This window comes from Flaviaestuariibacter amylovorans (assembly GCF_039541815.1).
Lineage (GTDB): Bacteria > Bacteroidota > Bacteroidia > Chitinophagales > Chitinophagaceae > Flavisolibacter > Flavisolibacter amylovorans.
Genome location: NZ_BAABGY010000008.1, coordinates 131,531 through 152,694, shown reverse-complemented (window position 1 = coordinate 152,694; position 21,164 = coordinate 131,531). Strand labels below are relative to the sequence as shown.

Sequence of the window (21,164 nt, the reverse complement as noted above, 5' to 3'; positions counted from 1 at the left end):
GCGGCCTTTTCTATTCCAAACGCTAAAGCACTATTTCTTACCGTCATTCTGAAACATGAATTCGAGCACGGCGCGGGCGTCCGTTTCGGTCAGGCTCTGGTTCGGCATGCGCACCAGACATTCTTCCAGCATCTTTTGCGCTTCCGCATCCTTGTTGAGCATCTCCTCTGTGTTCATTGAAAAATTCATGATCCACTCCGGAGTGCGGCGCTCGGTCACGCCTTTCCAGCCGGGCCCGACGAGCTTCTCGCCGGTCAGCTTATGGCAGGAGGCGCATTTTACGTCGTATACCTGTTTGCCGTTCGCCACCATGCTCTGATTGAGTGGGCTGTTAAGCTTCACTTCCGATACCGGTCCGATCCCTTTTTTCGGATCAGAAGCGGCTGCCGTTCCGCCGGAATTGCCGGCATCGGCTGTTGTCGTCGTGTTTGTCGTCACAGCGCTATTGGCATCGCCACCATTATCGCTGCCCGAGCCGCAGGCGGCAATCAGCAAACAACTGCCGCCAATGAGCGCAAAAAAGATCTTCTTCATAATCCGGGGGTTTATAGTTCTTCCGGAAAGCTAAAAAAATATGCCATGAAGTGCGAAGGGCCGGGCAAAATAAAAGCCACCGCGGGGAGACGATGGCTTTCAAAAAGATCGATGAGTCAAAGTACGCGGAAAACGGTGCTGCGGGTAAGCCTGCCCCCATCGTGGTCAAGCTGCAGCTTCACTTTCGCCTCCAACTGCTGGGCTTCGGTGCGATCGTTTACCCAAAATTGGTTTATCCGCAGTGTGTCGTTGTGATCGTGTACGCGGGCCTGGAAAATGGTCGTCGTATCGCCGGCTTTTGTAATTGTAAGCTCGTAGCCGTGGATCGTGGCGGGAGCGATCGCCTGCGCCTCGATGCGCACCGTGTCGCCGTTGGCGAAAACGGCATTGGCCGTGGGACGGGCGAAAACGACGACGGCATCGGTGGCGTGGTGATGCGGCTCTTCGAGGTCACCTGCGTGTTTGGAACAGGCGCTGAGCGCAAGAATGGCTGTAAAGGTGGTGGCAAAAAAAGCGGATATACGTTTCATAAAAAAAATTGTTTGGTGTAATTGAGTGTTGCTGAATGATGGATACAAAAATGAATTGGTGAAAGCTGCTCAGAATGAAAACGAAGCCTGCACGCCGGCGCGGGGGAGCACCTTTATGGCGCCGCCGGCGAGCTCCTGCAACGGGGCCCACTGGCAGTTGATCCCCACGGTGATGGCGCGGGTATTGATATCGAATCCTCCGCCGGTATACCAGAACGAGCCGCCGGAGTGCGCCTGAAGCACCTGCCGTTCGGCATCCTGGTACTGGAACTCGTGGCCCGCCTGAACATAAGGCGCAACGGAAAACTTCTTCCACTCTTTGCGGTAAGCGACCATAACACCACCGGTTCCTATGTCTCCGAACCGGAACCCATCGCTGTTGACCGTGTTGTATTTATACGATCCGGTCAGCACAAAAAGCCATTTGCGAACCGATAGCCGGTAAGAGGCGTTGAGTAGAAAGTCGGTGCTGCCGGATCCTAGTTGCAGGTTCTGATCTTCGGCTTTGCCGCTGCCTGCCGGCACGAAGCGGCCGGTGGCCAGCTTCAGGCCACCGCCTGCCAGAAAGGTATGGCGGATGCCTTTGTCATTCGGGCGATCGAGCAGGCGGTACTGGGCCAGCAGCGAGAGATCGCCCAGCCCTGCTACCTGGCGGCGCGCCTCGCCTTGCTCCAGGGCGTTGTGCTGCCAGGGAAGGAGGCCAAGCAGCTGCAGGCGGCGGCCCAACCGGTACTGCCCGGTGAGCAGCAGGGTCTGGTACCGCTCGCGGCTCCAGCTGCCGTTCTCACCCTTCGTACGGAACGAACGATGGGTATAGCCCAGGCCAATATAGCTTTTCGAAAGTTGCGGAAATAGATAGGGATTGTAGTTGCTCACCCCGCCGCCACAGATATCGCAGGCGCGCGCAGGCAAGGCACACAGCAGGCCGCCAAGCAGCGCTGCCGGGAAAAAACGGTTCATGGAAATGCTTTTAAATGAAGAAAAACGGAAAACTCAAAGCATTTCCACCGACGGCGGGTGAAAGGGAGGACGCAACGAGGGAGACGGACAACCGGATTGATACGGCGTATGATGTTCCAGCAGGGAAACCGGTACAAAGGGATCCATCGTGTTCGTAGCAATCGTCACATAGGGCGCATCTTCAACGGGCAATTTCCCGCCGCGTTGCGATTCTTTGCCCTCCTCCGCCATCTTCTTTGCAAGCTGGCAATTGCCTCCGCACTTCAGCTGGGGGCGCGCGCGGTTCTCGCAGAGCGTCCGCGCTATGTACTCCTGATTAAGCCGGAAGTCGGCAACGATGATCCACTTGCTGAACGATTGCAGCAGGAGCAGGAGCATCAGCAGGGGTATGACGATACGATTCATCTGAGACACAAATGTCTCGTTAACTCCGCACAAAGCATTTGTCCTTCATCACCGGCGCAACTGATTCAAATCACTTTGAAGCCTGCGGAAACAGCGCGCGCACCTGTCCCCGGGGGCCGAAATTTGCAGGATGCACCGCGTTCCATCGGCAGCCAACAGCACCACCGGTACCCGCCTGAATCCTGATCGTCTCTTACGGTTGGCCCTGGTCAACTTGCTGGTAGTGGCCTCGCTGGGCCTCGTGCTGCGCGCCTACCCGTTTCTGGAGAACCCGCCATTCATCTATAGCAACCTGCTGCACGGACACTCGCATTTTGCGTTTGCAGGATGGGTACAACCGGCACTGACAGCGCTTGTTCTCCGTGCATTCCCGGAAGTGACCAACCTTATTCCGGCGATTCCGTTGCGGCGGGCGCTGGCACTGCTGCTGGCCGCTGCATACGGCATGCTGTTCACCTTTCCGTGGCAAGGCTACGGCGCAGCCAGCATTCTCTGCTCCACCGCTTCGATTGGCGCGGGCGCCTGGCTGGCGCTGCTGTTCTGCAAAGCGCTGCGCGGGCTCCCGCCGACGACCGCCCGGAGCTTTCTCTTGTGGTCGTTCGCCTGGCTGGTGCTGGCAGCCGCCGGCCCTTTTGCGCTGCCCCTGATCGGCAGGGTGGCGGGCAAGACGAGCCCGATCTACCACGATGCGATCTACTGGTTCCTTCATTTTCAATACAACGGGGCTTTCTGCCTGATGATCCTGGCGCTGCTGTCGCGGGCAGCCGAAGCGATGGATCCTCTTTATCATATACGGCGTGGCACTTTCCTGCTGATCAACGCCGCGGTGCCGCTCACTTTTGCGCTATCGGTACTGTGGCACGAACCGTCTGCGACATTCTACGTTGCAGGCGCTGCAGGAGCCGCACTGCAATTGGCAGGGTTATGCATCTGGGCATTCCGGCTACCGACCCGCCTCCCGGGTCCGAACCCGCTTCTGCAGAAAATGGCATTGGTTGCTTTCGCGGTTAAACTCCTGGTCCAGCTGGCCAGCGCGCACCCGACGCTTGCGCGGCTCGCCGCCGGGCAGCGCGGCGTCGTCATCGCCTACCTACACCTCGTATTGCTTGGGTTTGTGAGTGTATACGTGTTGTCGCAAATAACGGGAGGCAGGCTGATGAAGGCCGGGGCTGCCTTATTTGCAGGCGCCTTTGTCGTTTCGGAGCTGCTCATACTTGCGCCGGCGCTTGGCTGGCCGCTTGCGGGGCATGCGCGTTGGCTGGCTGGCGTGAGCGCCCTACTCCCGCTTTCGGTGCTGTTGCTGCTGGCCGGCCTTCACGGGCAGCAAGCACGCCCAGCAGCCCAAAGATCACCATAGTCAGCCCCACCAGGATCAGCAAGCCGCTGCCGGCAAACAGTTTAAAGAACGGCGCACAATGCTGCATGATGGTGGCAAAGGATTGCGATTCCAGTTGCCCGGCAATCTTTACCAATCCGCCTCCCACCAAAGCGATCCAGAACACGAGCAGCGCGCCATTCGTCAGCGTGACACCGCGTTTCAACGGACCGAGATAGCGGGCCAGCGCGCGCGGCTTTTCCTGTTGCAGCACGTACGTCAGCGAAGCGAGCAGCAGCATCGTATTGATACCGATCGTCGCACCCATGGCATGGGCTACAGTGATGTGGGTGCCGTGCGTGTACCGGTTCAGCGCCGGTACCGAGATGGCGATCGCCACCGTAAGATTCAGCAGCACCCAGCCGTCGGCCAGTGAAATGAGGCGGCAGGTGAGCTTCCGGAACGAAAGCTGCGCTTCGGACAGCGAGCGCCGGAAATTCCAGAGCAACTGCGCGAGCAGCACGAGCTCCGTCATGCTGATGATATAGGATACGTTCCGCACCCAGGGCGCGGCGGGAACCACATAGGTGTGATGCCCCCAGTTGAACAGCAGGTTGGTAAATCCAAGGAAGAAGAAAAAGAAAGCACCGCGCGACCGGGCCAGCTCCTCATTGCCTTTGATCCGCGACATGACAAACATCGTGCAGCCGTAGATCAGCATATTCCAGCTGCCGACCATCGAACCGAGGGCTTTCCACTGCACCGTTATATCGCGCACCGGGTTATCGAAGAAATGATCGACCAACCACAGGTAGCTTTCCGAAAGCGTGATGAAAAAGAAAACGATCCCGACGGTCCAGCTGTAATGATACACCGGAGCATTCCGGTACCGGGGCCGGAGCGTCGCAAAAAAGTTCACGGCGAAGGGCACCCAGGAGAGCGCGATGAGCCCGCCGAGCGCCGGAGGAAACTCCAGGTACTCGCGCCCGCCGAAGCGTCCGGTGAAGAAGCAGCCGACGATGATCGCCGACGTCAGCAGCTGCAGCGCCCAATGAAGCCAGGCGCCGGCCGGCCAGCGCAGTGGCCGCCCCGCGGCGCGCGGCAGGAAATAGTAGACCGCGCCCTGTGCCGCCGTGAAGATCCAGGAGGTGACCAGGTAAACGTGCAGCGGCCTCGTTTTCTGAAAGGAAAGCGCTTCCTTCAGGAAATCGGGAAGCACGTATTGCAGGCTGCCCACGGTGCCAAACAGCAGGCCAAGCAGCAGGTAGGAAAGCGATAGGGCAAAGAAAGCCGGGACGAGCCGTACCGGTACGGGGGGCTTCAGCGTGTCAGCGGGTTTCATGGGCTGCAGTGGCGTCGATAAAAGCCAGGTAGGCCACCAGCTCTTTTACCTGACTGTCGGTGAATTGAAAGTTGGGCATGCGGCTTCCGCCCGACCGGATCAGCGCTTCGACGTACCTGGGTCCGCGCTTTGGGTCCGACCAGGCGGTGGTGAGATCGGGTCCGAGGTAGCCGCCTAGCCCGTACACCTGGTGGCAGGCGGCGCAATTATAGTCCTGGAAAATCCGCTTGCCCGCCATGGCCAGCTCCGTTGGGTGCGGGGCCGGCTTCATGGCCGTCTCGGTACCTTTTGTAAAAACAAAACCACTGTACAGGAGGTAAGCTCCGATCAGCGTGAGAAATATCCGGAAACGGGTCATAGAGCGCCTTCGTTAACGTGAAGAGATCAAAGGTCTTTGCGCCGGAAGATGCGGTTGGCGATCGCCAGAGGCAGCACTACCCAGAGCGCCAGGATACCGAGGGTGACGGCCATCCCTGCGGCGGTACCGAGAAAGTCTTTATAAACGGCACCCGTGTAGCCCATCAGCGCGCTCACATCGAGGTGCAGCATGATGTAGATCCGTCCGAGATCAACCGGGTTGAAGCAGGACAAGGCTAGGGTGATGCCCTCGAGTGGGTAATCGGAAAAAGCGAACAGGATGAGCAGCACCAGACCATCGTAGATCAGCGCGAAAAAGAACCAAAGCAACAAGGCCGCACCGATGCCCCGCGCTTTGTCGCGGCTGCATACAGAAGCCAGAAACGCCAGCGAGGTGAAGGCAAGCGTGAGCAGCACACCGACCACCAGCAGGGAGACGCCTGCGGCGCTTCCACCGTAAATGAGCACCGGTACGCCCACACCGGCAACGAAGGCAAAAGTGAGCGACCCGCCGATGCCTGCCCATTCGCTGAGCAGCACTTTGTTGCGGCCCAATGGCTGTGTCAGCAGCAGTTCCAGGAATTCATAGGAATTATACCAGTGGATCGTAGCGAACACCATGCTTACCAGCGGCACCACGATGAGGATGATGTTGAGCAGGCTGAGGAGCGCCTTCGACGGGTTTTCCTCCACCTGGAACAGGCCCAGCGACACCAGCAGCAGGAACAGCGTATACGCCAGCACCACTTTGTTGCGGGCAATATCATAAAGCACGTATCGGGATATCTTCAGCATCTTCAGTTCGCTATTTTGAGGTAAAGAAATTCGTGTTTCGCGGTGCCCTCCTCCATCAGCCGCGCGATCGCCCGGCCGAGCTTGTGCTCCCCGGTGCGCTTGCGGAGCGCTTCCCAGGTTTCATGCAGCTGCACACGGCCGTCCTGCAGGTAGAGTACATGGGTGGTCACCTCTTCCAGATCGGTGAGCACGTGCGAGGTGATCACGATCAGCTTGCCCTTGTTCTTCTCTCGGATGATCTTCTCCTGCAGCACGCCGCTGGCAACCGGGTCGAGGCCGGCCGTGGGCTCGTCGAGAATCAGCACCGGCGGGTTGAACAGGAAAGCCAGCGCAGCGCTTACCTTCTGACGGGTTCCGCCGGAAAGTGAGCGCATCGATTTATCGCTCAGCGTATCCAGCTTGTACCTGAAATAAAGCTCCTCATCGAGTTCCGTCTCCTCCCGGCGGAGATCGCGGATCATGCGGAAAAGCTGGCCGATGGTCATATTGTCGGGGTAACGGCCGATCTGCGGCATATAACCAATGTGGCGCCGGTAGTTGACATCGGTGGCGATCGGCCTACCGTTGAACAGGATGGTGCCCGTGTCGGGGCGCACCAGTCCGAGAATCGACTTGATCAGCGTGGTCTTTCCCGACCCGTTCGGACCGATGAGGGACACTACCTGACCGGCCTCGAAAGAAACGTCGATATCATTTAGGGCCTGCAGCTTCCGGAAGCGTTTGCCCACATGTTGTACAGAAATCATAGCGGTAGGGATTTTAGCAGGGGACGATCATCCGCCATTTGCTCCGGTGTGAGGCTGGGCACGGCTTTCTCCGCCTTGTCCAGCAGGGTCACCATGAAGCTGCGCATCAGGATCACGGCCTGCGGGTTTTGCTCGATTACCATCGAATAAAGGCTCACCGGGTGGTAGGGCACATCGCCATAGCCATCGCGGTTGCGGTCGTAGCCATCGTATTTGTCCCAGTAGTTGCAGTAAAACCGGTTCAGCATCAGGCTGCCGTTTGTGGCTACGTCGAAGGTATTCGCGAAAAAATTGTTGTGGTGCACGGCGTTCTCGTTGCAGGAAGCCGAAATGCGCAGGGCCCAGCCGTTGCTTCGAAACACATTACCCCATACCTGGATGCGGTTGGTGCTTTCCATGAGGATGGCGGCGGTATTGTCGGCAAAATGATTCTTCAGGATCTCGGCGTCGGATATTTCCTTAAGAAGCAGCCCGTAGGCGCTCGGTCCCCAGTTTTGTTGAAAGCGGTTGCCCTGCATCAACACATGGTGGGAGTACATCACCGCCACGCCGGCGCCGTTGAGCCCGAAGTCGTTGTCCAGGTAGGTATCATTGTTGGAGAACATAAAATGCAACCCGTAACGGATATTGCCCCGGCTGCTGTTGTCGCGGATCACCGAATGGGTAACGAACTCGAAGTAGATGCCGTCGCGGTGGCCGCTCACCTGGTTCTTTTCCACCAGCATATTGCTGCACTTCCACAGGTGAATGCCATTGCCGGAGGTTTGTTCAGTGCGGGCATTGCCCAGCACGACGTTCTTCCGGATGACGCCCATATGCGTATTGGCGCAGTGGATGGCGAAGTAGCCGTTTTCTATCACGTTCTCCTCGATCAATACATTCCGCGCGTCGATCACCCCGATGGCCGCGTTGTCGTTCATGCTCGAATATCCCGTGCGGCGAAAGCGCAGACCGCGGATCCGGATCGCGTTTCCGGAAAGGGTGAGCTGCTCGTATTTTCCTTCACCATCCAGGATGGGCCCGCCCACGCCAAAAACCGAAATGGGCTTGCGGATCACAATATTGCCTTCGCGGTAGGTGCCGGGATGCAGGTAGATGGTGTCGCCGGCGGCGGCGCGCTCCAGCGCGGCACGCAAGCTCGCAACTGGTTTTCCGGCACCGGCATCGATCCGGCGGGCGAAGACCGGCGACGCGGCAAGGAAGAGCAGGAAAGTGAGAAGCCATTTCATGGGTCAGCGTTTTTCAATCAGTTCGAAGGCCGGCCGCGCGGCAGGTCCCGCAGCAGCTGCATTGGAAAAACAGGCGATATTGCTGTTCATCGGGCTCTTGTATTCGGCCCCGGTAACGGCGAATGCGGCGGCGGCCGGCATGAGCTTTCCCGGTTCTTTAAAATCGGCTACGAAAACACGGCCTTCCGAAGCGGCGGGTTCGTTCGCTTTTTGGAACTGCTGCAGGCAGTGGATGTCGTCGAATTTGTAGATGTGCCCTTTGCGGGTGATCAGCTCGGCCCCGAAGCGGGCGTCGGCGATGGTCATCCGGCAGTCGGCGCACTGGTCGCGGCCGATCAGGAAGGGCTCCGGATTTACGGAGCAGGAAGTAAGCAGCAGGGCAGCCATAGCCAGAAGCGCGGCTACGCGGGGCTTGGGCAGGGCCACCGTCTGGCGTCTCGAGGCACCGTCGCGGCGGAAGAACCGTTCCCAGGCCCATACCGCGCCGCACAGCAGTCCTGCCGTCACTACCACCCAGCCACCCACATCCGGGTAAGAGTAGGCATCGAAGTTGAGCAGTGTCTTGTGCCCGATTACCGGGGGCTGGTAGTACAGTCCGGGCACCTGGATGGCCGCCTTCGGATCGAGGTTGTGGCCGTAATCGTAGCCCCAGCGGTAAAAATCATAGAGAGCGGCTACGGCGGAAGCAGCGAGCAGCATCAGGTAGGCGAACAGGTGCTTCCGGCGGCCGGTGGCTGCCACGAGCAGGCCCAGCCCGATGATCCCACCCATGATATATACGAGGAAGCGGAACTCGGGAAACATCTCGGCGCTGATATGCTTCATTCCGATGTAATGGTTGAGGCCGTTGATGATGTCTACCTCGCCGGTGATCTTATTCAGCCAGATCTGCATCGTCAGCCCTTCCGGGTATTGGGGTGCCGTGAGGTAGATGAACCACACGGGCAGAAAGTAGGTAGCGGTGAGCGACAACGCGGCCAGGGCGATCAGCAGGCGGGAGAGCGGGCGCATTTTAGCATTCATGGCGGATTGTTTTGCTTCTGAAAGAACGGCCCGCCGGGGCGGGCCGTTTCGGAACCGTATGCAAAAATGAAAAAACGAAAGGAAGCGGCGGCTGACCGGAGTCGGCCACCCGACTGATTTAGCGCACCTTTCCGGTATTACTTGCCGGGCACGAGCACGCCGTCGATCACATGGATGACGCCGTTCGAGGCAGGAACGGTGGCAACCACAGTGGCCGTTCCGTTGATGACGACCTTCCCATCCTTTTTCGAGATGGTGATATTGCCGCCATTCACCTGGTTCAGCACCTGGCCGTCCTGCATGAGCTCGGTCTTCAGGCTGCCCACGTACACATGGTACTGAAGGATATCCTGCAGCTTGCCTTTGTTCTCCGGCTTCAGCAGGTCGTCTACCGTTCCGGCGGGAAGCTTGTCGAAGGCGGCATTGGTGGGTGCGAAGACGGTAAAGGGACCGGCATTGGAGAGCGCATCGACCAGCTCGGCCGCCTTCACGGCGGCTACCAACGTACTGTGGTCCTTCGAACCGGCGGCCACCTTCACCACGTCTTTCTGCGACTCGTCATCCTGAACCGACGACTGCCCGGAAATGCCCGCCCCGTCGGTGCCGGCAGCGGCCACCTGGGGTTCCGTACCCTCGTTGGCAGAGGAACAGGCGACCATCGAAAAGAGGAGGCTGCCTGCAAGCGAAAACAATAACAGCTTTTTCATAACGAACATTTTTAAAAGGGAGCGCCCCGTGGGGCGCCCCCGGCAGTTTAGTTTTTGGTTTTGACACCTGCGGTACCACCGGCTTCCGGTGCGGCGGGTGCGGTTTTTCCGGTGCTGAAGGTCAGCGGCACATTGGAGCCTGCGGGCGAAACGCGTACATAACCTTGCATCTCCTGGTGCAGCGCCGAGCAGAAGTCGGTGCAATAGATCGGGAAGATGCCCACGCGATCCGGAGTCCATTTCAAGGTCTGGGTCTCACCGGGCATGATCAGGATCTCCGCGTTGTTCGCGCCTTTCACCGCGAAGCCGTGCGGAACGTCCCAGTCCTGCTCGAGATTGGTAACGTGGAAGTAAACTTCGTCGCCCATCCGCACGCCTTCGATGTTGTCGGGAGTGAAGTGCGAACGGATCGAGGTCATGTATACGTGTACCTGGTTGCCTTTCCGCTCCACTTTTGCCTGCCCCTCTCCTTTCGCCACGAAGGGGTGCTGGTTCTCTTCGATCTTGTAGATCTTCCGGCTTTTCTTCATGATCAGCTCCGCGGGGATAGCCTCGGCGTAGTGCGGCTCGCCGGTGGTGGGGAAGTCCAGCAGGAGCTTCATCTTATCACCCTCGATCGAATAGAGTTGCGCGCTCTGGGTAAGCTCGGGGCCGGTAGGCAGGTAGCGGTCCTTGGTGATTTTGTTGTAGGCGATCACATACTTGCCGTGCGGCTTGGCGGTGGGGCCGCCGGGTACCGACAGGTGGCCGATCGAATAATACGTGGGGACGCGGTCGAGCACCTTCAGGTCCTTGAGGCTCCACTTAACGATCTCGGATGAAACGAAGAAGGAGGTATAAGCATTGCCTTTTGCGTCGAACTCGGTGTGCAGGGGACCAAGGCCCGGCTTCTGCACCTCGCCGCGGAGCGCTGCTTCGTACTTGATCACGGGGATGCCGTCGTAATTACCGTCAAATGCCTTGCTGGCGATCGCCTGCTGGATCTTGTCATAGGAGAATACCGGGATCACGGCGGCCAGCTTGCCCGATCCTACGATGCTTTCACCGTCGGGACTCACGTCGCAGCCGTGGGGCGACTTCGGACAGGGAATAAAGTAAACCATATCGGGGCAGTCCTTCGGATCGAGCACCAGCACAGTGTTTTTGATGGTGGAAGTGGCGCTGTGGGTCTTCTCGTCGTACACATTGTGCGCATAGCGGACGTTCTCGGTCACGCCCTTGCCGGCGCGGGCATACTCCTCGGCTTTCTTCCAGTTTACGGCCATGATAAAGTCCTTATCCTTGGCCGAGGCGTTCACCTCGAGCAGGGTGTTGGCCTGCTCGGAATTGTAGCAGGAGAAGAAGAACCACCCGGCTGACTTGCCCTTGCCGGCGCGCGCCAGGTCGAAGTTGATGCCCGGGAGCCGCAGCTGGAAGGCCAGGTTCATATGACCCGACGTATCGAGCTTGATAAAGGAAACGGTGCCCTTGAAATTCTGCTTGTAGCTGCTGATGGGAACGTCGCCGTTCTGGTTGTCCATCGGCACCGAAAAGCGGGTACCCGCAACTACATACTCCGAGTTTTCGGTAATGAACGGCGAAGAGTGGTTGCCCGCGCTGTTCGGGATCTCGATGATCTCTTCGGTGCGGAAGGTGGAGAGGCTCACCCGCGCAATGCGGGGCGTGTTGTTGGCGTTACCGAAAGCCCAGCGGCCGTCGTGCTCGCCTTTGGTGGTCGAAAGCGCGATGTGGTGCAGGTCGTCCCAGGGAGCAAAACCGTGCGAGGTATTAAGCATCGGTTTTGTTTCCTCGCTGTAGCCCCAGCCGTTTTCAGGGAACTGCGAGAATACCGGGATAATGCGGAACAGCCGGCCGGAGGGAATGCCATAAACCGACATCTGGCCATTAAAACCGCCGGATACGATGTTATAGAATTCGTCGAACTTACCGGGTGCAACGTAGACTTTCGAGGCGGCATCGCCGGTAACGGCTGTCTGCGCGCCTTTAGGCTTACAGCTATGCAGCGAAAAGGCTGCAATTGCGGCAAAGCCTGCTGTAATCATACTTCTGGTGGACATATAGGGGGATTTATTCGTTTGCTGGTAGTTTATTTCACGCCGTCGTTGCTGCGCATGAATTCGAGCACTTCGCGGGCTTCGGTTCCGGACAGGTTCTGGTTTGGCATACGCACGAGGCACTCTTCAAGAAGCTTCTGGGCTTCCGGATCTTTCTCAAGCATGATCTCCACGTTGGTAATCATGTTGATGATCCATTCGGGCTTCCGCTTCTGGGTGACGCCCTTCCAGCCCGGCCCGACCAGTTTTTCATCCGTTAGCTTGTGACAGCTTTGGCACTTTAGTTCATAGGTTGCCTTACCGGAGGCTACCATCTTCTGGTCGAGTGGTGTGGTCAGTTTAACGTCGACTGCGGGCAGCTCGCTTTGTGCAGCCGGGGATGTGGCCGGGGCTGGCTCGGTGGACGACGGAGCTTCACCGGTGGCTTGCTTGCCGCCGCCGCCGCCGCCACAGGCGACCAAAATACCCGAAACAATCAGAAGAGCAGCCAGGACTTTTCTCGTTTTCATCGCAATAGTTTTGAGTTAATGAGACAGTAGTATCTCGATTCAGACTCAAAACTATCGGCCGCCGCCAGCGCTGATGATGAGTGCCGTCAAACTGAAGAGTGATAGAAATCAGGCGGGCGCCGATTCAGGGGTGCGCGTCGCCGGAAACGCAGCAGGGGCGCCTATTTCAGGCCTTCGCATCCGGGGGTATTACCTTGATATGACTTTTGTCAATTGCTGCCGGAGCTTCAGACGATAACTTTACGGGAACATGCTATTCTCCAAATCTTTCGGGTATGCAATCCGCGGAATACTCTACATCGCCACTTCAAGTGATTCGGGTGCTCCGGTGCAGACGGAAGCGATCGCACGGGAGCTGGGGGTTCCGATGCACTTCACGCGAAAGGTGTTGAAGCAGCTGGCACAAAAAGGAATACTTGTGTCTTCGAAAGGCCAGCGGGGCGGCTTCCTGCTGGCCGAAGGGGTTTTAGAGAAACCGCTCATCGAGCTCGTGGAAGCCACCGACGGCGTGGCCCTCTTCCACACCTGCATCCTGCGGCTCCGCGCTTGCGACCATCGTAACCCCTGCCCGATGCACGAACATTTTAAAGGTATCCAGGATGACATCCGGACTGTGCTTTCGAGTCACACAATCGGAGGTTTGCTATCGCCGGGTCGGGCGGCGCTACTGAGAAGCCTGATGGTAGAGGGGCAATTCGAAAAATTCGCCCGATAATGTATCTCCGCTCCGGCTCGATGCTTCCCTTCTTTTCCAAGCCTTTGTACCATTAATTTATGAATCGGCGATGTATCAGCCCCGTAACCGACATTGTAGCACTTGCGTCCAATATCAATCTGCATGACACCGGAGGAGTAATCACAACCAAAAATACCGCGTGACTGTCTGGGCTTAAAAATACTTCTTTCGAAACCGCTGCATCTCTTCAACAGTAGCCCTTATGTCCTTGTTCAGTTGGGAAAGCTTTTCGCGCCGATCCTTACTTCGAATACCATCGGCAAGTTGCCGGCTCAGGTCGGTCAGGCGGGCATTGAGTTCCAGCCATATTGCGTTTACGTCCTCTGAATTTATTTGCACGGCTTATCGATTATTCTCTGAATCAGATTTATGGCGCTCCGATTCCGTACGTTCAAGACGGCTTCTCTGCTGATCATATTCCGGGAGTTTCTGCGTGGCTTTAAGGATTGCGCTCTGCAAACGCAGAAGGTCAGTGGACCTGCTAATTGACGACCGCACGAAGTGACCATTTCTGTCAATTTCAAAATCGATATCCGGTCCGAAACATTCGATAAGGTCGGGGTCTCTGACCATTGTAAACACATAGCACCCGTCGTCCTGCAGGCTGATATGCACCGTTGCATTTCTTTGCTTACCATCAAATTCAAAGCGAATCTGCTGATCCATAACCCTAACTCAACAATTGTGTATTCAAATATATGATTTTCGCTCTGCTTACATAATAACCCAGACTGCTCACGCCCGAATGCCCCGGATGTTTTAACCACAACTATTAGGCCGTGTGGAAAGCCGGACGTGCTGATCCCTTTTCCAGCATAGTAGCTTTGTTTTGTGAAATACTCGATCTTATACTTTCCAACAGTTGCCTTGCTTTCGGACTTTATTCAGAAGCAAAACGTTTCGAATGCGGCGGCAGATACGAGGAGCGCTTGTCTCGCAGGTTTGCTGACCAACGAGCAGCTGTTCATAGCCCGCAACTCGTATCGAGCGTACCTGCACGAAAGCCAAACGCCTATATAGCCGCCATCTGGTTTCGATATTTGTTTTCACTGTTTCGAACAATTCCCAAAAGAAACTACGGCTATCGCCGGAGTCGCCGCCAAAACCGACTGCATGTTTCCCCGATGTCGGGGAGAGCAGAAAACGCTAATGTATCGTTTTCACTCGGGAGTATAGTCTTTGCCACAGCTTCCGGTCGGGCACACTGCCGGCACTTACAAAAATGAAAAGACCCCACATTTCTGCGAGGCCTTTTAAAGCAATGCGAAGATAAGACCAAACAAACGTTAGTTTGAAGGATTCTTTTGTACGTTAAAAACCGGACAAAACAGTTTCGCTATAACAATGCCGCTTTACGCGGATGTACTGGTCCTTAACTACCCACTGAGAAATAAGTTCCAGAGAACGTGGAGGAACAGCAGCTACCTGTTACGACCAGCCTTTGTATGAGAATTATTGCCACTGTAAGATCAAGTCAACCCTAGTGGAAGAGCCCGTGGTAAACAAGGTGAACGATGAAGGATATCCGGCTGCTGCAGCAGCGTTCATATTGAATGAGTAACCACCAACATATTCATCGTTCGGCGCGGTTTGATCACGATCATATAGCCACACTTTGTAGGTAGTTCCAAAATTGTTAATCTGGAAAGCCGGAGCGAAGGCGTACGAAAGCGGCAGCATCGATGCAGTAACATCAGGCGTATAAGTGCCATGTGAGTAAAGTACATTATTGCTAAAATCTCCAAGGACAGGGTACAGATCCGGGCCGCTACTCGGTAGAATATCCCAGGAATTACCGTTGGTGGTAGTGAAGGGGATCGACTGCACTTTAATCCCGATAATTTTCACGCTCGTGGGCGCCGCAATTGCGAGCGACTTTGAGGTTGTACTACTTGCTCCGCCGGTTCCAGTAGCAGTTAAGCGAACCGTGTAGGTACCAGCAGTAGTGTACGTGTGGCTCGGATTTGAGGAAGTGGACGTGGAATTGTCACCGAAATCCCAGCGATAATCTACAGCGCCGGATGATCGATTTGAAAAGGAGACGATCGAGGGCGGAAAGCCGGCACCGGAAAAAGTGAAGTCGGCAACCACAGGAGTATCATTTGTACTCCCTTTCTTAGAACAGGAAAATGAGGATGCGGCAAGAACTACACAACCCATAATCAGGGCCGGAAGACGTTTAAAGAACATTTTGGTCGGTTTGAAAGGCTCCCCTGGTCCCTGCAGGGAATGGTATAAAATACGGCGTGAGACCTAACTTACCAGCCCTTCGCGCCCGACCAAGAGCGCATACGCATAATAAGCGGCCCCACGCCTTAACGTGGCTGCCGTTGCTATTTATGCGTATTTGTAGCTGCTATCTGAAAATCAAATTTGGTCGGTTCGAAGGGCCAGATAGTAACGCAGCAATAATTTCGGTTCAAAAGTAGTCGTTTAATTCAAAGGAAACAATGTAGGAAATACGGCAAATCAAGGCATCAGTCGCTTTTGTCATGATTCTTTGCCGATTCGGGCTTTTACTGCCCTGTCGGCCTTTGGCCATATTGCAGTTGGATAGGTAATAACCCCGTGTATTCACCGGGGCTTCCCGCTTTGGATTAAGAGCATCAGAATTTCTGATTTTGAATTTTCTCAATGCCTTGACTTTTCCTGCCTCTTCTGCTTCGAGCGTTGCTGTTCGTTTTAGCTTTGTTATCTCAACGATTGAAGGGATGTACCCGGAAGATTACATAAAAGAGTTGGAAAGCAAGATCGAGAAGGTAAAACGAGCCTTGCGGTATACCTCTCCTGAGGACAGCTTCCTCATTCAGGTTTTTACGACAACCCTCGAGAATTTAGAACAGACGCGGGCAAACCATAAAGAGCTTTACCGGTTGATCAGAAACACAAATCGACTCAACTAGCTTTCAGACCCATCAAGAACCAGTATATAAGGCAGAGCCTCCCATATTATCTAGGGAACTTCACGTTCATGATGGCTTGAGAAAGATAACCCCTTTCCTGAAATGATACCACCGGCCTTTTACAAAGTAGTTTGCAAAGACCTCCCTTTGACCACCGGCTGTATCAAGACCGTTCGACTTAATTACAAATATCGAATCAAGCGCATAATTTTTACGATATCGTAATTTAACGGCCTAAATTGCTAACTTTGGTCAATGAGCGAGAACGCCAGCCCAATCGACCACATATTGAATGTGGGAGAGCAAGAGTATACAGAGCTTGCTGAAATGCTTTATCAGAAGGACTACGCTACTGAAGCTTTAAGCTTTATTGACAATCATGCGCGTATTCTACACTACTGGAAGGTAGGGGCTTACAATCTGTTGCCTGATGATGCCACCAATTCAGCCCGCCGTAGATATTCCTTTCTGGACCTGATCTGGCTCGGAATCGTGAAAGAATTACGCGACTTCGGAATGGAGAAGGAAGCCATTGCCAAACTCAAAAACGACTTGCTAGACACCTCAAGTACTTCCATTTTATATAACCAAATCAACCAAAATCCGGCTGAGATAAAAGACGCATTGCAAAAGCAATTAGGCTTGAATTCCATTCAGGTAAATGCAATGCTGGAGGTGATGCTTAGTCACAAAGATGAAGTACTGCGCCGGCAGAGCACTTATCTATTAATATATGTCAAATATGTGCTGACCCGCAAAAGTCCACTCTATTTGCTTGTTGGTAAAGATGGAAGTCACGTTCCATTTGAAGAAAGCACGGATTTAGATCATCCGGGCAACCAGTTGATTAAGAATGCGAAGCGAAGCGCGCACATCTCCTTATGTATCAATAAGATCGTTGGGTTCTTCCTGGCAAAGGAGTTCATACAGGAAAAAATATTAAGCGAGGTGTACACGAAGGAGGAGCGCAAAATCTTGGAATTGATTCGCAGTGAAATGCCAAGATCAATCACCGTCCATTTCAAGAGTGACGGAAAGATGAAGCAAGTGGAGATCACCCACGATCTAAAAGTAAATGCCGCTGCGCGTCTGTCTGAAATCATACTTGCTGGCGGCTATGAGAAAATTGAAATCATTACCGAAAACGGGAAACCCGTCGCCTGCAAAAAGATCCAAAAGCACAAATTATGAACAAGATAAGGATACTGGAAGCCCCAGGTTCCATGGTCGCACCGCCCTCGTACCTGAAACACAGGACGCCGGGCTGCAACACCGATACCGATGTTGGACCCCAAAACCTGCGTGCGCGTTCTGAACAAAGGTGCTCAGGACCCCTATACAGAGCAGGAAGTTGAGCAAATCGCAGCCTTCCTATGGAATTTAGCGCAAATCAACTGTGCCATTTTTTTAGACGATCAAAAAACGACCCCACATGAAGCGAGTGATTCTGGCAACCCGGGTGAGCTCTGATGAACAGGCCAAAGGCTATAGCCTCCAAAATCAGGAGGAAGCATTAAACGCCTATTGCACAAAGGAAGGACATGAAGTTGCTGCCATATTCCGCGAGGACCATTCTGCAAAAAACTTCAATCGCCCCGAGTTTAAAAAGCTGCTGCAGTTTCTGAAAGCAAACAAGGGCAAGATCGATCTGCTCCTTGTAACTACCTGGTGTCGGTTCTCACGGAACTTGACGGAGTCCTTTTCCATGATTGACCGCTTGAAGCGCCTCGGCGTGGAAGTGCAGGCGATCGAACAGCCAATGGACTTAAGTATACCGGAGAACCTGATGATGCTTTCGGTTTACCTGGCCATCCCGGATATCGACAACCGCCGGCGCTCAATGAAGATCACCGCGGGTGTCCGTTCGGCGAAGAAAGAGGGGCGTTGGCTGGGCGTACCGCCTTTCGGCTACAAAACAGTGTGGGATGAAAAAGGGACTTCCCGAATCGAACCCGGGCCCATGGCCGAATTAGTGAAGAAGGCCTTTACCCTCGTTGCGCAAGGAAAAACGCAGGCCGAAGTACGGGAAAGGCTCAAAAAAGACGGAAAGTATTTCTCTCGCTCCACCTTCTCGCAATTGATCCGCAACAGGGTCTATGTGGGAGAGGTCCGCGTGAAGAACGAGGACAAAAGCACCTACTTTGTAAAGGGAATTCACGTCCCGTTGGTGTCGGCGGATCTATTTACACGCGCACAAGTTGCTTTAGATGGCAGGCTAATCAGCAGAGGGTTTGTAAAAGCAAAGTCGGAAAGGCCTGATTTTCCGTTACGAGGGGCGATCTTATGCGGAAACTGCCAAAAGCCGCTGACCGGCAGCGCCTCAAAAGGGCGGAATGGTTATCATGCCTATTACCATTGCAATCATTGTCATGAAGTACGCCTACGAGCTTCTACGGTGCATGAGCAGGTCGAGGCTATTCTAGAGGAGATCCGTCTTTCTAAAAATGCGGCTACGCTCTATAAAATGATGCTGTCGCAGTTGCTCAAAAAAGAGTCTACGGTAAAGGTGCGGCCAAAGGAGAAAATCGAAGAAGATATCCGTAAAAACGAAGAGCGCGTTCGCAATATCGAGGAAGACTACTTTGATCGTAAGGTAGACGCCGAAACCTTTAACCGGATGCAGCTGCGCCTGAAGACCGAGCGGGAAAAGCTGCAGGCGGAGCTTTCAAGCCAGACGGCGGAGCAATACCCAATGCAAGACCTATTGAAAAAGGGTTTATCCGTGTTGGAGCATTTGCCTGCGCTTTACAACCGGGCCGACATCCATCAGAAAAAGGATATCCTCGGTTCGATTTTTCCGGAAAAGCTCCATTTTTCGAAAAACGAATGTCGAACCGCTCGTATAAACGAAGCGCTTCGGCTGATACTCGCCATGGACGCGGGTTCCAGACATAAAAAAACCGGACAGATCTTCAAAAATTTGAGTCTGTCCGGTGTTGTGGAGGACAACGGAGTCGAACCGATGACCTTCCCGCTTCCAGCGGTACGCTCCAGCCAGCTTCAGGTAGGGACATAAAAAAACCCCGCGTTTCCGCGAGGCTCTTTTAAAGCGTGGAGAGTGGCGAACAAATGTCGAACTGTTTCAAATGTGACCTATTGTTAATCAATGACTTGTCAATCTGACAATTGCCTGTTGAGATCAGAACCGAATACAAACGTCGGCGGATCTCAGGATGCAATGACGATGAGGGCAGTGAGGTTCGACTCCAGTCCTGCGCCCAGGAAGGCTAGAACCTATATTTAGTCCTAAACAAAATCGCCTCTGATCCAAGTCGAAATATTTCCCCATGGTGCTACCATTCAAAAGCAGCTCTTGAAGTTCGCTCCGTCTATTTCTAAGCCGTCACAGCCAAAATCCACTGGACAAGACTGTAATTCAGTTGCAAAAGTGTTCATAAACAATATAAACAAGGCTTCGCACTTGGCTCCTTCTGTATTATTGAATTACGCAATGGTATGGTTGAAGAAATTCAGCGCAGAGTGCAAGGCGTGGCAACCAAGCAACGTATCTCTGTTACAATGCTCCCCAAAGGCAGCGCACTCCTATCGAGACTTAGTAAAGCCCGTATGATCGTTCATGTACAGCTCGAAGTGGTTGAAATTCAGCTGCGATTATTTGTCCGAGGCCAGCACGGGTGCTATAAGGCCATTCTCCAGGGAAAAAATTCGACTAGGCAGTGGTCTGTTCGCAGTTGATACAGGTTTTCGGCGAAATGCCCTTGCACTAGAGCACGGGAGGCAATTGGATAGGATTCAAGAAAAGTTGCAGCTATTGTTTGTGGTAGCTGAAGCATCCACCGCGCGCTTAGCTGTAGCCGGCAGCCTTCAACCAAACGCGTGGGCAAAGTTCCTTCCCGTTTATAATAAACCTAAGATGAGATCCGTTTGGACGATCAAAAAAAAGGATACGCCCAGTCTAAGACGAAATGATCGCCGGCGAGAAACTCAGGGTTTTACTTTCTGGAAAGTGACTACACCAAATCTGCTTTGGGATGAATTGAATAAACATTGGACCACTCTAAATATGAATAAAGTGATTTACAGCCCATCTATGGAATGAATAAGAAACTCCCGGACATTTGTCCGCTTTACGACTATGACCAAGAAAGTGACCAGCCTTAAAGAATTTATGGAACTCCCGGTTGTACAGCAATACGACCTGCTTCACCGGGATGGCGCCTATGTGGGAAAAAGATCGGTCGGGAGCCATACAGCTGTTCTACTTCAACTCTATGGATTTTACGTAGAGGTCATTTACAAAATCTACCGAAAGGATATTGTTGAATTACGATGTTCGAACGAAACCGATTTACTTGTTCCTTATTTAGGCCAGATTCATGTCCGAGACCTTCCTCCGGAAGGTAAACAGGATGGCAAAGATGAACAATCAGCCGTGTGACTCTGTTAACGGAGGGTCGGAATCATTCCAATTTTATTGCTACCTTAGCTGGCGCTCAAGACACACCTCTGCTATGACGAAATCGCTCCCTCCAAAAAGTCTCGTGCTCTATGCCGATGACGATCTAGATGATCTGGAAATGATGAGGGACATTTTAAGGCCCTATAACAACTTCATCGAACTGGTCTCGTTCACTAACGGCTTTGCCCTCTGGAGCTATGTATCCACCTGGGACGATAACCACAGCAAGCCTTGCCTGATCATCCTGGACGTCAATATGCCCCTCATGGATGGGAAACAGACGCTTCGGAAAATTCGAGCTTCGGAAATAACAAAAGATATTCCGGTGGTTTTATTTACCACGTCAACCATGCCCCATGAGGCGGAGTTCGCCAAGGCGCACCAGGCAGGCTTTATCACAAAGCCCATCTCCACACAACATGTCTCGATGATTGCCGAGGAAATTCTCGCTCATTGTGGCGATGAACTAAAACAACGTATTAAAGGCAATCTCGGCTACTGAGGTGGTAGCTTTCAAATCCATTTCAAAGGCTTTGCAACCGAAAGGTCCAACTCGGCACGATAACGAAAAGCCCCTCTGCATAGAGGGGCTCTTTTAT

21 protein-coding genes are annotated in these 21,164 nt (G+C 54.1%); 6 read left to right on the top strand and 15 right to left on the bottom strand.

From position 1 onward, the window contains the following. Positions 1–30: 30 nt before the first annotated feature. From ABD937_RS14385 to ABD937_RS14325, 13 genes are all read right to left on the bottom strand, one after another. Positions 31–534: a c-type cytochrome gene (locus tag ABD937_RS14385; protein ID WP_345256450.1), complete on the bottom strand. Its 504-nt coding sequence runs from the start codon at positions 532–534 to the stop codon at positions 31–33. Positions 535–650: 116 nt separating this feature from the next. Further along, positions 651–1,064 carry a hypothetical protein gene (locus tag ABD937_RS14380; protein ID WP_345256449.1) on the bottom strand — a complete coding sequence of 138 codons (414 nt, stop codon included), beginning with the start codon at positions 1,062–1,064 and terminating at the stop codon, positions 651–653. A gap of 69 nt (positions 1,065–1,133) precedes the next feature. Further along, positions 1,134–2,024, bottom strand: a complete 891-nt coding sequence (locus tag ABD937_RS14375) for a hypothetical protein (protein ID WP_345256448.1) — start codon at positions 2,022–2,024, stop codon at positions 1,134–1,136. A gap of 33 nt (positions 2,025–2,057) precedes the next feature. Beyond that, positions 2,058–2,402 carry a hypothetical protein gene (locus ABD937_RS14370; RefSeq protein ID WP_345256447.1) on the bottom strand — a complete coding sequence of 115 codons (345 nt, stop codon included), beginning with the start codon at positions 2,400–2,402 and terminating at the stop codon, positions 2,058–2,060. Positions 2,403–3,637: 1,235 nt separating this feature from the next. Further along, on the bottom strand, positions 3,638–5,086 hold the full coding sequence (locus ABD937_RS14365) for a cbb3-type cytochrome c oxidase subunit I (RefSeq protein WP_345256446.1): 1,449 nt from the start codon (positions 5,084–5,086) through the stop codon (positions 3,638–3,640). Next, a complete protein-coding gene (locus ABD937_RS14360; protein ID WP_345256445.1) occupies positions 5,073–5,444 on the bottom strand; it encodes a c-type cytochrome in 372 nt (123 codons plus the stop codon). The genes ABD937_RS14365 and ABD937_RS14360 overlap by 14 nt, the downstream gene beginning before the upstream one ends. A gap of 26 nt (positions 5,445–5,470) precedes the next feature. Further along, positions 5,471–6,238 carry an ABC transporter permease subunit gene (locus tag ABD937_RS14355; RefSeq protein WP_345256444.1) on the bottom strand — a complete coding sequence of 256 codons (768 nt, stop codon included), beginning with the start codon at positions 6,236–6,238 and terminating at the stop codon, positions 5,471–5,473. Positions 6,239–6,240: 2 nt separating this feature from the next. Next, entirely contained in the window at positions 6,241–6,984 is a 744-nt protein-coding gene (locus ABD937_RS14350; RefSeq protein WP_345256443.1) for an ABC transporter ATP-binding protein, read from the bottom strand. Beyond that, positions 6,981–8,213, bottom strand: a complete 1,233-nt coding sequence (nosD, locus tag ABD937_RS14345) for a nitrous oxide reductase family maturation protein NosD (protein WP_345256442.1) — start codon at positions 8,211–8,213, stop codon at positions 6,981–6,983. Before nosD ends, ABD937_RS14350 begins: the two co-directional genes overlap by 4 nt. 3 nt (positions 8,214–8,216) lie before the next feature. Then, positions 8,217–9,236 (bottom strand): nitrous oxide reductase accessory protein NosL, encoded by a 1,020-nt coding sequence (locus tag ABD937_RS14340; protein ID WP_345256441.1) that lies wholly within the window; start codon positions 9,234–9,236, stop codon positions 8,217–8,219. 137 nt (positions 9,237–9,373) lie between these two features. Beyond that, positions 9,374–9,943, bottom strand: coding sequence for a fasciclin domain-containing protein (locus ABD937_RS14335; RefSeq protein WP_345256440.1), 570 nt, complete (start codon positions 9,941–9,943; stop codon positions 9,374–9,376). 47 nt (positions 9,944–9,990) lie between these two features. Then, positions 9,991–12,000: a Sec-dependent nitrous-oxide reductase gene (gene nosZ / locus ABD937_RS14330; protein ID WP_345256439.1), complete on the bottom strand. Its 2,010-nt coding sequence runs from the start codon at positions 11,998–12,000 to the stop codon at positions 9,991–9,993. A gap of 29 nt (positions 12,001–12,029) precedes the next feature. Next, positions 12,030–12,506: a c-type cytochrome gene (locus tag ABD937_RS14325; protein ID WP_345256438.1), complete on the bottom strand. Its 477-nt coding sequence runs from the start codon at positions 12,504–12,506 to the stop codon at positions 12,030–12,032. A gap of 250 nt (positions 12,507–12,756) precedes the next feature. On the opposite strand from ABD937_RS14325, the gene ABD937_RS14320 reads away from it, so the two are divergent. After that, complete coding sequence (locus ABD937_RS14320; protein WP_345256437.1) at positions 12,757–13,221, top strand: RrF2 family transcriptional regulator; 465 nt, start codon at positions 12,757–12,759, stop codon at positions 13,219–13,221. Positions 13,222–13,584: 363 nt separating this feature from the next. Here the strand turns inward: ABD937_RS14320 and ABD937_RS14315 are convergent, their stop codons facing one another. Then, complete coding sequence (locus ABD937_RS14315) at positions 13,585–13,908, bottom strand: hypothetical protein (protein WP_345256436.1); 324 nt, start codon at positions 13,906–13,908, stop codon at positions 13,585–13,587. Between the two features lie 786 nt (positions 13,909–14,694). Further along, complete coding sequence (locus ABD937_RS14310) at positions 14,695–15,432, bottom strand: PKD domain-containing protein (RefSeq protein ID WP_345256435.1); 738 nt, start codon at positions 15,430–15,432, stop codon at positions 14,695–14,697. A gap of 431 nt (positions 15,433–15,863) precedes the next feature. Between ABD937_RS14310 and ABD937_RS14305 the strand changes: the two genes are divergently transcribed. From ABD937_RS14305 to ABD937_RS14285, 5 genes are all read left to right on the top strand, one after another. Further along, entirely contained in the window at positions 15,864–16,145 is a 282-nt protein-coding gene (locus ABD937_RS14305) for a hypothetical protein (RefSeq protein ID WP_345256434.1), read from the top strand. A gap of 255 nt (positions 16,146–16,400) precedes the next feature. Continuing rightward, positions 16,401–17,336, top strand: coding sequence for a hypothetical protein (locus ABD937_RS14300; protein WP_345256433.1), 936 nt, complete (start codon positions 16,401–16,403; stop codon positions 17,334–17,336). 241 nt (positions 17,337–17,577) lie between these two features. Then, positions 17,578–19,161, top strand: coding sequence for a recombinase family protein (locus ABD937_RS14295; RefSeq protein ID WP_345256432.1), 1,584 nt, complete (start codon positions 17,578–17,580; stop codon positions 19,159–19,161). A 1,080-nt stretch (positions 19,162–20,241) separates the two neighbouring features. Further along, positions 20,242–20,544, top strand: coding sequence for a hypothetical protein (locus ABD937_RS14290; RefSeq protein ID WP_345256431.1), 303 nt, complete (start codon positions 20,242–20,244; stop codon positions 20,542–20,544). A 73-nt stretch (positions 20,545–20,617) separates the two neighbouring features. Beyond that, positions 20,618–21,067 carry a response regulator gene (locus tag ABD937_RS14285; protein ID WP_345256430.1) on the top strand — a complete coding sequence of 150 codons (450 nt, stop codon included), beginning with the start codon at positions 20,618–20,620 and terminating at the stop codon, positions 21,065–21,067. Positions 21,068–21,164: the final 97 nt, after the last annotated feature.